Raw genomic sequence first — 13,794 nt, 5'->3', positions numbered from 1 at the left:
AAAAGCCATGGCAGACGGGAGAAATCCTGGTTCCGCATCGGTTTCGATGCCCTGCGAAACCATATCATCCATCAGCCCAAAAACGCTGAACTCGCATGGACAACCGCTTGCCCAAAACGCTTCCGCCAAACTTGAGTCGTGTACTGTGCGCCGCTGCCTTCGGGCGCGTCGGCGGAGAGGAATTCGCAGCCTTTCTCGCCGTCGGCGATCAGACGGAGGCGGAGAGCCTTGCCGAAACCATCCGCGCGCAGATGTGCAGGCTTCCTGTCCAAACACGCAGTGCGCCGGTGCCCGTCAGCGTCAGCATCGGCGTCGCCGTCATGACCGCCGATGCCGCCGATTGGGACAGATTGTTCTCTTCCGCCGACCGGGCCCTCTACCAGGCGAAACGCAGCGGCCGCAACCGCACCGTGGTTTTCGACGAGAACTCGACGGCAGCCTTGGCAAACGACGACAAGCCGTCCCACGGCGAGCATCTGCCCGATGTCGACAAGCAGGTCGATGCCCTGAGACGCATCGGCGCACTGTCGCGAAGGTAGAGCTGGGACGGGCTCAGGCCTTTTCGCCAGCGAAATATTGCGGTAATCGTGGCCGCATGACGATGTCCTCCTTTCTCTCGATCGACGCCGCGACGCGTCGCGTGTCGCTCGATTCGCACAATCCCGCATTCTACAGCGATCCGAACGCCGCCTACGCAGCGCTCCAGGCTGAGTGCCCCACCTTCTACTGGGAGCAGCGGAAGCGGTGGTTCTTCACCGGCTACGATCATGTCAACGCGCTTCTGCGCGACCGACGGTTCGGCCGCCAGATCCTGCACATCGCAACCCGCGAAGAACTCGGCCATCCGGCTCCGCTGCCACACGTCGAAAATTTCGATCGCGCCGAGCTGCACTCGCTACTGGAACTGGAGCCGCCGGAGCACACGCGGCTGCGAACGCTCGTCAACCGCGCCTTCGTCTCGCGCCAGATCGAGCGGCTGACGCCCGAGATCGCCGTCCTCGCCAATGAGTTGATCGACCGCTTCGAAAATGAGGGCGAGGTGGAGCTGTTGTCCGCCTTCGCGGACATCATTCCGGTGACGATGATCGCCCGGATGATCGGCATTCCCGAGGAAATGGGGCCGCAACTCCTGAAATGGTCACATGCCTATGTGCGCATGTACATGTTCGGCCGCACCCGGGAGGAAGAGGATGCCGCCGATCTCGCGGCGAAGGAGTTTGCCGACTACGTGAAATCCGTGATCCGCGAACGGCGCGCCAAGCCGTGCGACGATCTTCTGACGCATATGATCACGACAGAGCACAAGGGCCAATATCTGACCGACGACGAGCTCGTTTCGACGGCGATCGTCCTCCTCAACGCCGGCCACGAAGCGACGGTGCACCAGATCGGCAATTCCGTGCGGGTCATCCTCGAGAGCGGCTACGCAGCCGACGAATTGTTCAAGGACGAGGCGACTACCGCGCGGACCGTCGAGGAAACGTTGCGCCTCTGCGCGCCGGTCCACATCTTCGACCGTTGGGCGCTGGAAGACGCGGAGATCGACGGCGTCTCCTTCAAGCGCGGCGACAAGGTCGCCATGATACTTGCCGCGGCAAATCTCGATCCGAGGAAGTTCTCCGATCCACTGACCTTCAAGCCCGACCGCAACGAGGCGCCGAACCTTTCCTTCGGCGCCGGCATCCATTTTTGCATCGGCGCGCCCCTGGCGCGGCTGGAACTGAATGTCGCGCTGCCGCTGCTCTTCAAGCGCCTGCCGGGGCTGCGATTGGCGCTCCCCCCGCAGGTCAAGGACGTCTACCATTTCCACGGGTTGGACAGGCTGGACCTTGCGTGGTGATGCCAGCCCATCCGGGATCTTACTGGACGCCGTAGCGCGCTGCAGGTTTGTCTCTTGACAGGTTGGGCCCAAGGACCGCGCGCGCAGCGTTGAGGCCTTCCCAATCCTTCGCATCGGGGAGCGATGGGATGGTGACGAGTTCGCCCTGATCGAAGCCGGCGAGCGCCGCATCGACCATGTCATGGACTTCCATGACCGTGGATGGATCGAGCGCGTCGATCGAGCGGCCGGCACGCTCGAAGATTTCCGTGCGGGTATAGCCCGGCAGAACCGCCTGCACGCGAACGCCCTTGCCCTGGAGCTCGGCGTTGAGCGCCTGCGTAAGATTTAGGACAAAGGCCTTGGTGGCGCTGTAGGTGCCGTTGAAACGCTCCGGAATGAAGGCGGTAACGGAGGAAATGTTGATGATATCTCCCCATCCTCTTTCGGCGAATGTCTGCGCCGCGGCAATCGCCAACCGGTTTACCGCGGTGACGTTGAGCGCGATCAGGCGATCGAGATAGTCGAGGTCGTGCGTCAGAAGATCGCCCTGCGGAGCGATACCGGCATTGTTGACGAGAAGCGTGACCGCGCGGTCGTCCCGTATCCGCTGCTCCAGCTTGCGCACGTCCTCGGTCGACGTCAGGTCGGCCTTGAACGCCTCGACGGCGACGCCATGCTGCCGCTTAAGCCGCTCTGCCAGTTCATTGAGGCGGGCAAGGTCGCGCGCCACCAGAATAAGATTGTAGCCGCGGCCGGCGAGGCGTTCGGCATAGGTGGCGCCGATGCCTGAGGAGGCGCCGGTCACGACCGCTGTTCCGAGATTTTCTTTCGACATGCCTTCGATCCTTTCTAGATATTATTGGCATATGCCACTATATTGAGATCGACGATCCTGTGTTCAAGATGCCGCCGCCATTATATTCCGCGAGGGACCGGTCGGTTTGGAAAGAGTAACGATGCAGCAAGAAAAACACGAAACCGGCACATGGAGCGAATGCAGCGGCGCCGCGGTGCGCCGCGCTTCGCGCCAGCTCGGGCAGCTTTACGACGACGTCCTCGCCCCGAGCGGCCTGCGTACGACCCAGTTTTCGTTACTGACCCAGATCCTGGTCGGCGAAACACCCACGCTCAAGTCGCTCGCCGAAGCCATGGTCATGGACCTTTCGGCACTTGGGCACACATTGAAGCCGCTCATCCGCGACGGGCTCGTGGAGCTTGTTCCTGACGCAAAGGACCGCCGCGTGAAACGGGTCCGGCTGACCGGCCAAGGCCAGCGGAAGCGCGATGAAGCGCATTCGCTCTGGGAGCAAGCACAAGCGCGCTTCGATGCCGCTTTCGGCGCGGAACAGTCCGCCGCTCTGCGCCGCGCCATGGCAGTCATCGCAACGCCGGAGTTTGCCCAGGCGTTCAGGAAATGATTGCGTCGAAGATAAAAGACAATGGCGCGCCTTTGGAGCGCGCCATCCGAAAAAATGAACCCGAAACGGTTGGCCGCCTCAGCCGTAGCGGCCGGTGATGTAGTCTTCCGTGCGCTTGTTCTTCGGCGCCTGGAAGATCTGGTCCGTCGCGCCGTATTCGATCAGATCGCCAAGGTACATGAAGGCGGTGCTATCGGAGATACGGCTCGCCTGCTGCATGTTGTGCGTAACGATGACGACCGTGAACTCGCCCTTCAACTGCGAAACCAGTTCTTCGACCTTGGCGGTCGAGATCGGATCGAGGGCCGAGGTCGGCTCATCGAGCAGCAGCACGGACGGCTTGACCGCGATGGCGCGGGCAATGCAGAGGCGCTGCTGCTGACCGCCGGAAAGGCCAAGTCCGCTCTGGTGCAGCTTGTCCTTCACTTCGCTCCACAGCGCCGTTACCGTCAGCGCGGCTTCGACGCGGGCGTCCATTTCCGCCTTGGAAATCTTCTCATAGAGCCGGATGCCGAAAGCGACGTTTTCGTAAATCGTCATCGGGAACGGCGTCGGCTTCTGGAACACCATACCGACCTTGGCGCGCAAATCGTTCAGATCGATGTCCTTGGTCAGGATATTGCGACCGTCCAGCAGGATCTCGCCCGCAACCGTCTGGCCTGGATAAAGATCGTACATCCGGTTGAAGGTGCGCAGCAGCGTGGACTTGCCGCAACCCGAAGGGCCGATGAAGGCGGTGACCGCATTCTTGCGGATGTTCATATTGATACCCTTCAGAACGCGATGGCCATTCTGATAGGTAAAATCGAGGTTCTTCACCTCAAGCTTCGCGAGCATGCCAAGATCCGACGGAGAAACGGCGCCTTTCCCTGTCTGTGCGTTGACGCTCTGGAAATTGCTGTCGCTCATGTTCATGGTCTGGTTCCTATCGTTCGGCGGCTGCGTCATTTGACGCGCCCACTCAAGACACGGGCAAGGATGTTGAGGGCAAGGATGGCGACGGTGATGATAAGCGCGCCTGCCCAGGCCAGTTGCTTAAGATCGTCGCCCGCATCCGCCGCCAGTGTATTGATGGCAACCGGCAGCGTGGCGATCGGACCAGTCAGGCCCGTATTCATGAACTTGCTGTAGCCGGCAGTGAAAAGAAGCGGCGCGGTTTCGCCGCTGATACGGGCGACGGCCAGCAGAATTCCGGTGAGGATGCCCGTCGAAGCGGAACGGTAGATCACCATCGTCATGGACTTCCAGCGCGGCGCCCCCAGCGCCGCCGTCGCCTCACGAAGCGCATTCGGCACCAGCAACAGCATGTCCTGCGTCGTGCGGTTGACGACCGGGAGGGCGATCAGCGCCAGCGCGAGGATGCCGGCGAGCGCCGAGTTGCCGTGCATGGGCACGACCACGGCGCCGTAGACGAACACGCCAATGATGATCGACGGCGCTGACAGCAGGACGTCGTTGATGAACTTGGCGGCCTCAGCCAGCTTGGTGCCGTTGGCATATTCCACAAGATAGGTGGCGGCGAGAATGCCGATCGGCGCGGCGATCAGAATGGCGCAGCCCGTGACCAGCACGGTGCCGTAGATTGCGTTGAGCAAACCGCCTCGCGAGCCCTGTGCCGGGATCGACATGGTGAAAACGTCGAGGCTGAGCGCCGTTACGCCGCGATGAACCAGGGTTATGAGGATTACGCTGAGAAAGAACATGCCGAGGATGGCTGCGATGAAGGACAAAGCCATCATCACCCGGTTCTTCCCGTAGCGCCGCGATACTATGCCCTGACGAATTGCATTTTCCATGGTTTTTTCCTCAATGCGAGTCCGCGCCGCCGATCATCCACCTCGCCAGCGCGAGCACGCCGAAGGACAGGACGAACAGGAGCAGGCCGAGCGCCATCAAGCTCGAAAACTGAAGACCGTCGGCATCGCCGAAGTTGTTCGCGATCTGGGCGGAAATGGTGGTACCCGGCGAAATGATCGACGCCTGCAGCCGGCTTACCGAGCCCACGACGAAGGTGACGGCCATGGTTTCCCCAAGCGCGCGGCCGAGGCCCAGCATGATACCGCCGACGAGACCGCGACGTGTGTAGGGGATCAGGATGTTACGAGCCACTTCCCACGTGGTCATGCCCAAGCCGTAGGCGGATTCACGCAGCATCGGCGGCACGGTGCCGAACACGTCGCGGGAGATCGCGGTGATGAACGGCAGGATCATCACCGCCAGCACGAGGCTGGCCGTCAACAGGCCGACACCCGGCGCCGGCGGCTGGAACAGCGGGCCGATCACAGGCGCCTGGCCGACCGTCATGATAAGGAAGGGCAGGATATAGGTCTGCATCAGCGGCACGAGAATGAACAGACCGACGATGCCGTAAATGATGGAGGGAACACCGGCCAGAAGCTCGATCGCCGTGCTGATCGGGCGCCGCAGGCTGCCGGGGCAGAGTTCCGTGAGAAAGATGGCGATACCGATGCCGAGCGGAACGGCAATCAGCATGGCGATGACCGAGCTCACCAGGGTACCAACCACGGCGGGCACGGCACCATAAATGTCGGCCGGAACGCTCCACTTCGTTCCCCAGAGGAACGACAAGCCGAAGGCCTGAAACGTCGGCAAGGCATCGATGACAAGAACCGCCAGAATCGCCAGCAGCAGAAGCACGACGAGAACAGCCGAGCCAAGCGTCATAAAATAGAAAATCCGATCCTGTATCCGGAATTTCCTGGTGCTGGCGGTGGTATCCAGTGCCTTAATGTCAGCCGTATAAGTCGCGTCGGCCATCGATTTCCCCTTGTCCCGTCGAAAGGCGGACAGGCGCGTAGCCTGTCCGCCGCAACTTCTCGCTCAGCACAAATTACATCGTGCCGAAGTGCGTCTTCCAGGACTCTTCGACAACCTTGGCAACACTCTCCGGGACCGGAAGGTAGGACAGGTCGGTCGCGGCTTTCTGGCCCTTCGCGTAGGACCACTTGAAGAACTTCAGGGCTTCTTCGTTGGCAGCAGCGTCAGCCGGCTTCTTGTAGAGCATGACCCAGGTCGAAGCTGCAATCGGCCAGCTCGTGTCGCCCGGCTGATTGGTGATGATCAGGTTGAAGTTCTTGGCGTTGGCCCAGTCAGCGTTGGAAGCAGCCGACTTGAAGGTGTCGAGGTTCGGCTCGACAACCTTGCCGGCAGCGTTCTTCATCTTCGCGAAGCCGATCTTGTTGGCAACGACGTAGGAATATTCGACGTAAGAGATCGAACCAGCCGTCTGGTTGACGGTGGTGGAAACGCCTTCGGAACCCTTGGCGCCGAAGCCGACCGGCCATTCAACCGCCGTGTTCGAACCAACCTTTTCCTTCCACTCCGGCGAAACCTTCGACAGATAGTCGGTGAAGTTGAAGGTCGTGCCCGAGCTGTCGGCGCGATAGACGACCGAGATCGGCGTGGAAGGCAGCTTCAGGTCGGGGTTGAGTGCCTTGAGGGCGGGATCATCCCACTTGGCGATCGTGCCGAGGAAGATGTCGGACAGCGTCTTGCCATCGACGACGAGTTCGCCCGGCTTCACGCCTTCGATGTTATAGGTAACGACGATGCCGCCGGAGATCATCGGGAACTGGGCAATGCCGTTTTTCTCGAGGTCGGCGTCGCTCATCGGCTTGTCCGAAGCGCCGAATATGATGGTCTTGTCGAGGAGCTGCTTGATACCAGCGCCCGAACCGACCGACTGGTAGTTGACGACGTTGTTCGTCTCAGCCTTGTAGCCTTCGGCCCACTTGGACAGAACCGGCGCGATGAAGCTCGAGCCGGCGCCCGTGATATCCGCAGCCACTGCCGACGCGGCCATGGACGCGACGAGACCTGCGGTCAGGCAAAGCGAACGGAGTTTGTGATTAAACATGATGGACTCACTTCCCAGAGTGATGAATGGATGGCGAGCCGGATCGGGCGCTGAGCGCCGCGATCTCACGCGAAGCCCATACCCGCTTTTCCCAGCGACAGTGACGCTCTATCGCCGCTATGTTTCAGTTTGATGACAGTTTGATGAAAGGCGGGTGACAGCCGCCCAGACGCTCGCGTCGCGCGCGGCGGGATTTCGTCCGGCAACGCCTATGTTAGAGCCGGATAACATAATCCTTGCGAGTCGTTTCAATCACTTCCCAGGTTCCCTTGAAGCCGGGTCTGAGGATCATGCGGTCGCCTGCCTTGAGGTGAAAGACCTCGCCTCCATCCTCGCTGACGACCGAATATCCCGACAATATATGAAAATATTCCCACTCGTCATAGGCAATGCGCCACTTGCCGGGCGTCGCCTCCCATATGCCGGCATAAAGCCCGTTTCCGTCCTCGTCGAGGTTCCAGCTCCGGAACTGCGGCGCTCCCGCCAGCAGCCGGTCGGCAGCCGGCGCTCCCGCTTCCGCCTCTGTCCCCTCGACGCTCAATCGCACGTAAGTCGCCATGAACACCCTTCCCCTGATCGTTCTATGAGCGTCGACCAGGACACTTGCGAATCAGGCAAGTGCCCTACCCCGTCGCACCTTCCTTAAATTGCTCTACAAGGTCGCAAATGCCTGGTCGAGGTCGGCGATGATGTCCTTGACGTCTTCGATCCCGACCGAAAGCCGCACGACATCAGGACCGGCGCCGGCGGCGACCTTCTGCTCGTCGCTCAGTTGCTTGTGCGTCGTCGATGCGGGGTGGATGACCAGCGAGCGCGTGTCGCCGATGTTGGCGAGATGCGAGAAGAGCTGCAATCCCTCGACGAGACGCTTGCCCGCTTCGTAGCCGCCCTTCATGCCGAAGGTGAAGACCGAGCCCGCTCCCTTCGGCGAATAACGCTGCTGCAAGGCGTGGTTCGGATCGTCCTCGAGGCCGGYGTAGTTTACCCATGCCACCTTTTCGTTCTTCTTCAGCCAGCTTGCGACCGCAAGCGCATTGTCGCAATGGCGTTGCATCCGCAACGGCAGCGTCTCGATGCCGGTCAGGAGCATGAAGGCGTTGAAGGGGGAAATCGCCGGCCCGAGATCGCGAAGGCCGAGCACGCGGCAGGCGATGGCGAAGGCGAAGTTTCCAAAAGCCTGGTGCAGCACTATGCCGTTATATTCCGGCCGCGGCATCGACAGCGCCGGATAGTTGCCGGACGCCGACCAATCGAAGGTACCGCCGTCGACGATCAGACCTCCCATGGAATTGCCGTGGCCGCCCATGAACTTCGTCAGCGAATGCACGACGATATCCGCACCGTATTCGAGCGGGCGCAGGAGATAGGGGGTCGCCATGGTGTTGTCGACGATCAGCGGCAGACCGTGCTTGCGGGCGACCGCGGCAATGGCTGAGATATCGACGAAGGTGCCGCCCGGATTGGCAAGGCTCTCGATGAAGATGGCGCGCGTACGCCCGTCGATCTGAGCGTCGAAGGCGGCTGGATCAAGAGGATCGGCCCAGCGCACGTGCCAGTCGAAATTGCCGAAGGAATTGGCGAACTGGTTGATGGAACCGCCATAGAGCCGGGTGGCGGCAACGAAATTGTCGCCCGGCCGCATGATCGTGTGGAAGGTGAGCAGCTGTGCCGCATGGCCGGAAGCGACGGCGAGCCCCGCCGTGCCGCCTTCGAGCGCGGCCACCCTCTCCTCGAGTACCGCCTGCGTGGGGTTCATGATGCGGGTGTAGATATTGCCGAACTGCTGCAGCCCGAAGAGAGCCGCGGCATGGTCGGCATCGTTGAAGACAAAGGAGGTCGTCTGATAGATCGGCGTGGCGCGCGCGCCGGTAGTCGGATCGGGTGCGGCGCCCGCGTGGATGGCGAGCGTGTCGAAGCCCGGATTGCTAGCTGGCATCATGATCCTCCGTGTGATCTGGTTGATTTGCCGGCGCAGCGCAACGCGTCCCCTTTGCGGAGATTGGCGGCGGCCGACCGGGAGATTGAGTTCAACGGCAAATCGCGCCCCTATCCGAGCAGGCGCGGATATTCGATGGCCGGGCAGCGGTTCATGACCACCTGGATGCCGGCCGCCTCCGCTCTTGCCGCCGCGGCGTCGTCGCGCACGCCGAGCTGGCTCCAGACGACCTTCGGCCGTGGCTGAAGCGCTGCCGCCTCATCGATCACCGAGGACAGATATTCCGGCGCGCGGAAGACGTCGACCATGTCGACCGGGACGGAAATGTCCGCGAGCCGGCCATAGACGGCCTGACCCAAAATTTCCTTTCCCGCCTGACCTGGATTGACCGGAATGACGTGATAGTCACGTGCAAGCAGGAAGCGCATGACGCCGTAGCTCGCACGCGCGGCGTTGGGCGAGGCGCCTACCAAGGCGATCGTTTTCACCGAACGGAGAATGTCGGCAAGGTAGGTATCCTCGTAGCGGTCATGGTTCATGATATACTCCGATTGCAGGCGCTAACATTTTTTCGGCCGGCCGGTTGAAACCAGAACGGCTGTCGTTCGTATATAGATATGAGATCCGTGGAAGGAACCAGCCATGAAAAGTTTCATTCTGATCAGCTTGTTGGCCATCTCCACCGCGACGCCGGCGCTGGCGATTTCGCGCTACAACGCCATGACCATGACCTGCGCTGGCGCACGGGCAACCATCAACCGCGAGCGCGCCGTTATCCTGCGCTATCCGGCATCGCGCACGAAGGGCATGACGCTCTACGACCGCTTCGTTCAAGACGCCCGCTCCTGCGATTTCGGCTACTATGCCGATCGCACCTATATTCCGACCAAGGATACGCCGAGCTGCCCGGTCTATATTTGCCGGCCGACGACGGATTTCGACGATGGATTTATCTTCCGCCGCCGTCATTGAGCCGAAAGGCGAGAGATTTTGGCTTGACGCTCAAGAGATAGGCGAGAACAGCAGCCGCAATTTGCTTCAGGCAGGATAAACCTTGCCGATAAGTTCCGCGCATTCACTCCAAATGCGGAAGGAACACCGGCAAAATATCCTTTTGTCTATCTTCTGTTTCGTTTTTGTACCGATAATATCAGGCTTTCCTGATATTTATTTACTTGGTCGGGTCTTGCTGCGCCTTCTTGTTGATGCGGGCATGGGCACCCGCACATCCGTGCAGAATATTTATTGCAATCCGTCTCACCGCGGGTCAAAAGATCGCACTCTCTCCGCAAGCGGCGCATCGCCGTGCTCTCAACAGCCCGAGGTTTTCGTGCCGCTCGATGTGATTGTCCTCGTCCTCTTTGGCGCGCTCCTTCACGCCACCTGGAACGCAATCGTCAAGGCCGGGACGGACAAGTCGTTGGACGCGGCGCTCATCTCCGCAGGGGGTGCGGCGGTCGCCCTTCCCTTCCTGGCAGCGCTGCCGCTTCCCCTACCCGCCGCCTGGCCCTTCATCGGCGCCTCGGCCATCCTGCAGTTCGCCTATTTTCAGCTGGTGGCCGCCGCCTACCGCGCCGGCGACATCGGCCTTGTCTATCCGCTGATGCGCGGCGTAGCGCCGATGATCGTGGCGGCGACGAGCGCGCTGATCCTCGGCGAGACCCTAAGTGCGGGCAGCCTTGCCGGCATCATGACGATCTGCGCCGGCATCATGACGCTCGCCTTCGAGGCGCGCAAAGGCGGGCGGCGGGCGATCGTGCTTGCTCTTTCCAATGCGGTGGTGATCGCTGCCTATACATTCGTCGACGGCGTGGGCGCGCGGCGTTCCGGAAACGCTATTTCCTATACGCTCTGGATGTCGCTGCTGCCGCCGGTCCTGCTCTTTACATGGGCCATCTCCCGGCGCGGTGCGGTCGCGGTGCTCGCCCATGTGAAATTGAACTGGTGGCGCGGAATTTTGGGGGGTGGCGGTTCGATCGCCTCCTACGGCATCGCGCTTTGGGCGATGACGAAAGCGCCGGTGGCGACTGTCGCCGCACTGCGCGAGACCTCCATCCTCTTTGCACTCGCCATCTCTGTGTTGGTGCTGAAGGAGCGATCGAGCATCTGGCGCTATCTCGCCGGCGCCATCATCGCCGCCGGCGTTCTGGTCCTGAAACTGGCGTGAGGCCAGCTTACTCGCCCGTCCAGATCGGATGCCGCTTGTCGAGGAAAGCGCCGATGCCCTCGGCGGCGTCCGCGGTCATCATATTTTCGACCATCACGCCGCGCGTGTAGTCATAGGCCTGCTCCAGCGGCATATCGATCTGATTGTAGAACGCCGTCTTGCCCATTTTCAGCACGAGCGGCGACTTTGCGGCGATGACAGCAGCATATTTGTCGACCACCTGCGTCAGATACTGTTTCGGCACGATTCGATTGACGAGACCGAAGTCCTTGGCGGTGGAAGCGTCGATCGTCTCGCCGGTCAAGAGCATTTCCATCGCCTGCTTGCGGTGCGCGGCGCGCGACACAGCGACCATCGGCGTCGAGCAGAAGAGGCCGATGTTGACGCCCGGCGTGCAGAAGGTGGACGTGTCGGTGCAGATCGCGAGATCGCATGACGCAACCAGCTGGCAGCCGGCGGCGGTCGCCAGGCCGTCGATCTCCGCGATGACCGGTTTCGGCAGATGCGTGATCTTCATCATCAGATCGGCGCAAAGCGCGAAGGTTTCCTCGAAGAAGGCGCGCCCCGCATCGGCGTCGTCGCGATGCCGCGTCATCTCCTTAAGGTCGTGGCCGGCGGAAAACACGTTGCCCGTCGCCGATAGCACGATGACCCTTACGTCGTCGTCGACTTCGGCCGCGTCGAGCGCTCCCCTCAGCGCCCGCATCAGCGAGATCGACAGGACATTGGCAGGCGGATTGTTGAGTGTCAGCCTGAGGACAGCATCCTTGCGTGAGACGTTCAACGGCACCGTCTCAGCCTTTCCCGCCTGATCTTTTCGGAACGATACGACTTCCGCCATGGCCTTCCCCATCATCCGCATTGAAGCTTCTCCCGTTTTCGCATAACCGGAAAGCAAGAGCCAGAAAAACAAGGGCGGCCACCCGCGTGCACTCGATGAAACCAGTCATGTCCGCAGAGGAAATCGACGCCTTTCTGAGGGCGGATTTTCCGCAGCTTCACACGGACGGCGAGGTCTTCGCGATCACAGCCGTCGAGGACGGTCGGCTGACCATGAGCCTTAGACCGATGGAGCGGCATCTGCGGCCCGGCGGTACGATCTCGGGTCCGACGCTGTTTGCCCTGGCGGACGTTGCCGCCTACGCTGTCGTCCTTGCCCATATCGGCCCCGTCGCGCTTGCGGTTACCACCAATCTCACGATGAATTTCCTGCGCCGCCCCGTCCTCAAGCCGCTCCATTGCACGGCGCGCCTCTTGAAGCTCGGCAAACGGCTGGCCGTCATCGAAATGTCGATCTTTCAGGACGACCCGGACGAATTGGTGGCGCACGCGACCGCCACCTACTCGATTCCGTCGCCAGAAAAATGAGGTATGAAGATACCACATATCTAAGTCGCTGATTTTACTCTGTTATTTTTCCAAGCGCCGGAAATGGCGGTATTGACCGTAAGGCGCGTCCGCACTATAAGCCGGACCAGAAATGCAGCCCTTGCCGGCTGCTTTCTTTTTGGCGTGCAATTTGCCCGCCAAACCAAGCAACAAGAAACGCCCTTTAGCCTTCGGGCCAAGGGTCCCAAAAGAGAGTAATCACCATGGCAACCTTCTCCCAGAAGCCTGCAGAGGTGGAGAAGAAGTGGGTTATCATCGACGCCGAAGGGCTCGTCGTTGGCCGTCTCGCTTCTATCATCGCAATGCGTCTGCGCGGCAAGCATAAGGCAACCTTCACGCCTCACGTCGACGACGGCGACAACGTCATCGTCATCAACGCTGACAAGGTCGTCTTCACCGGCAAGAAGTACGAAGACAAGGTTTACTACTGGCACACCGGTTATGCCGGCGGCATCAAGGAGCGCACCGCTCGTCAGATCATCGAAGGCCGCTTCCCGGAGCGCGTTCTCGAGAAGGCTGTTGAGCGCATGGTTCCCCGCGGCCCGCTCGGTCGTCGCCAGATGAAGAACCTGCGCGTCTACACCGGCCCGAACCATCCCCATGAAGCGCAGCAGCCCGTCGCTCTCGACGTCGCCAAGCTGAATAGCAAGAACGTAAGGAGCGCCTGATAATGGCTGACCTCTCCTCCCTGAAGGAACTCGGCACGGTTTCCGAGCCGGCTGCTCCGGTTCACGTCCGCAAGGTCGATCAGTTCGGCCGCTCCTACGCGACCGGCAAGCGCAAGGACGCCGTCGCCCGCGTTTGGCTCAAGCCAGGCTCCGGCAAGATCATCGTCAACGGCAAGGACTACACGGCATACTTCGCCCGTCCGGTTCTGCAGATGATCCTGCGCCAGCCGATCGTTGCTGCTGCTCGTGACGGTCAGTTCGACATCATCGCAACGGTTGCCGGCGGCGGTCTTTCCGGCCAGGCCGGTGCCGTTCGTCACGGCCTGTCCAAGGCTCTCACCTACTTCGAGCCGGGCCTGCGCCCGGTCCTGAAGAAGGGTGGCTTCCTGACCCGCGACAGCCGCGTCGTCGAACGCAAGAAGTACGGCAAGGCGAAGGCCCGCCGTTCGTTCCAGTTCTCCAAGCGCTAATCGCTTCGGGTACACACGATCGAAAAGGCCGGGCTCTTGCCCGGCCT

Annotated in this window: 17 protein-coding genes; 8 read left to right on the top strand and 9 right to left on the bottom strand. The window is 61.2% G+C overall.

What is annotated here, in order from left to right; translation table 11 throughout:
- Positions 1–131 precede the first annotated feature (131 nt).
- Complete coding sequence (locus AB4048_RS23300) at positions 132–539, top strand: GGDEF domain-containing protein (protein ID WP_442204370.1); 408 nt, start codon at positions 132–134, stop codon at positions 537–539.
- A 56-nt stretch (positions 540–595) separates the two neighbouring features.
- On the top strand, positions 596–1,840 hold the full coding sequence (locus AB4048_RS23295; protein ID WP_442204369.1) for a cytochrome P450: 1,245 nt from the start codon (positions 596–598) through the stop codon (positions 1,838–1,840).
- Between the two features lie 19 nt (positions 1,841–1,859).
- On the opposite strand, the gene AB4048_RS23290 is transcribed toward AB4048_RS23295, so the two are convergent.
- Positions 1,860–2,657 (bottom strand): SDR family NAD(P)-dependent oxidoreductase, encoded by a 798-nt coding sequence (locus AB4048_RS23290; protein WP_442204368.1) that lies wholly within the window; start codon positions 2,655–2,657, stop codon positions 1,860–1,862.
- A 121-nt stretch (positions 2,658–2,778) separates the two neighbouring features.
- Here AB4048_RS23290 and AB4048_RS23285 point away from each other — a divergent pair, with 121 nt between their 5' ends.
- Complete coding sequence (locus AB4048_RS23285) at positions 2,779–3,240, top strand: MarR family winged helix-turn-helix transcriptional regulator (protein ID WP_442204367.1); 462 nt, start codon at positions 2,779–2,781, stop codon at positions 3,238–3,240.
- Between the two features lie 78 nt (positions 3,241–3,318).
- Here AB4048_RS23285 and pstB read toward each other — a convergent pair whose 3' ends face one another.
- The 7 genes from pstB to AB4048_RS23250 all read right to left on the bottom strand — a co-directional run bounded on the left by pstB (position 3,319) and on the right by AB4048_RS23250 (position 9,592).
- Complete coding sequence (gene pstB, locus AB4048_RS23280) at positions 3,319–4,155, bottom strand: phosphate ABC transporter ATP-binding protein PstB (RefSeq protein WP_442204366.1); 837 nt, start codon at positions 4,153–4,155, stop codon at positions 3,319–3,321.
- Positions 4,156–4,184: 29 nt separating this feature from the next.
- Entirely contained in the window at positions 4,185–5,036 is an 852-nt protein-coding gene (gene pstA / locus AB4048_RS23275; protein WP_442204365.1) for a phosphate ABC transporter permease PstA, read from the bottom strand.
- A 10-nt stretch (positions 5,037–5,046) separates the two neighbouring features.
- Positions 5,047–6,018, bottom strand: a complete 972-nt coding sequence (pstC, locus tag AB4048_RS23270; protein ID WP_442204364.1) for a phosphate ABC transporter permease subunit PstC — start codon at positions 6,016–6,018, stop codon at positions 5,047–5,049.
- Between the two features lie 73 nt (positions 6,019–6,091).
- Positions 6,092–7,117: a phosphate ABC transporter substrate-binding protein PstS gene (pstS, locus tag AB4048_RS23265; RefSeq protein ID WP_442204363.1), complete on the bottom strand. Its 1,026-nt coding sequence runs from the start codon at positions 7,115–7,117 to the stop codon at positions 6,092–6,094.
- A gap of 214 nt (positions 7,118–7,331) precedes the next feature.
- On the bottom strand, positions 7,332–7,676 hold the full coding sequence (locus tag AB4048_RS23260) for a cupin domain-containing protein (RefSeq protein WP_442204362.1): 345 nt from the start codon (positions 7,674–7,676) through the stop codon (positions 7,332–7,334).
- A 93-nt stretch (positions 7,677–7,769) separates the two neighbouring features.
- The gene (locus AB4048_RS23255) at positions 7,770–9,053 is read right to left on the bottom strand and encodes an O-acetylhomoserine aminocarboxypropyltransferase (protein ID WP_442204361.1); all 1,284 of its coding nucleotides are present in this window, start codon (positions 9,051–9,053) and stop codon (positions 7,770–7,772) included.
- Positions 9,054–9,163: 110 nt separating this feature from the next.
- Positions 9,164–9,592 carry a CoA-binding protein gene (locus AB4048_RS23250; RefSeq protein ID WP_442204360.1) on the bottom strand — a complete coding sequence of 143 codons (429 nt, stop codon included), beginning with the start codon at positions 9,590–9,592 and terminating at the stop codon, positions 9,164–9,166.
- A 103-nt stretch (positions 9,593–9,695) separates the two neighbouring features.
- On the opposite strand from AB4048_RS23250, the gene AB4048_RS23245 reads away from it, so the two are divergent.
- Together AB4048_RS23245 and AB4048_RS23240 are read left to right on the top strand one after the other, a co-directional pair.
- Entirely contained in the window at positions 9,696–10,025 is a 330-nt protein-coding gene (locus tag AB4048_RS23245; protein ID WP_442204359.1) for a hypothetical protein, read from the top strand.
- A 358-nt stretch (positions 10,026–10,383) separates the two neighbouring features.
- Entirely contained in the window at positions 10,384–11,220 is an 837-nt protein-coding gene (locus tag AB4048_RS23240) for an EamA family transporter (RefSeq protein ID WP_442204358.1), read from the top strand.
- Between the two features lie 7 nt (positions 11,221–11,227).
- On the opposite strand, the gene AB4048_RS23235 is transcribed toward AB4048_RS23240, so the two are convergent.
- On the bottom strand, positions 11,228–12,061 hold the full coding sequence (locus AB4048_RS23235) for an enoyl-CoA hydratase (protein WP_442204371.1): 834 nt from the start codon (positions 12,059–12,061) through the stop codon (positions 11,228–11,230).
- A 95-nt stretch (positions 12,062–12,156) separates the two neighbouring features.
- Here AB4048_RS23235 and AB4048_RS23230 point away from each other — a divergent pair, with 95 nt between their 5' ends.
- From AB4048_RS23230 to rpsI, 3 genes are all read left to right on the top strand, one after another.
- Positions 12,157–12,588, top strand: coding sequence for a PaaI family thioesterase (locus tag AB4048_RS23230; protein ID WP_442204357.1), 432 nt, complete (start codon positions 12,157–12,159; stop codon positions 12,586–12,588).
- Between the two features lie 224 nt (positions 12,589–12,812).
- Positions 12,813–13,277, top strand: coding sequence for a 50S ribosomal protein L13 (gene rplM / locus AB4048_RS23225; RefSeq protein ID WP_442204356.1), 465 nt, complete (start codon positions 12,813–12,815; stop codon positions 13,275–13,277).
- A 2-nt stretch (positions 13,278–13,279) separates the two neighbouring features.
- Complete coding sequence (gene rpsI, locus AB4048_RS23220) at positions 13,280–13,747, top strand: 30S ribosomal protein S9 (protein WP_442204355.1); 468 nt, start codon at positions 13,280–13,282, stop codon at positions 13,745–13,747.
- The last annotated feature ends 47 nt before the right edge of the window (positions 13,748–13,794 follow it).

Origin of the sequence: Rhizobium sp. RAF56 (assembly GCF_052113965.1) — a bacterium.
GTDB lineage: Bacteria > Pseudomonadota > Alphaproteobacteria > Rhizobiales > Rhizobiaceae > Rhizobium.
This window is presented reverse-complemented; position numbering and strand designations above follow the sequence as displayed.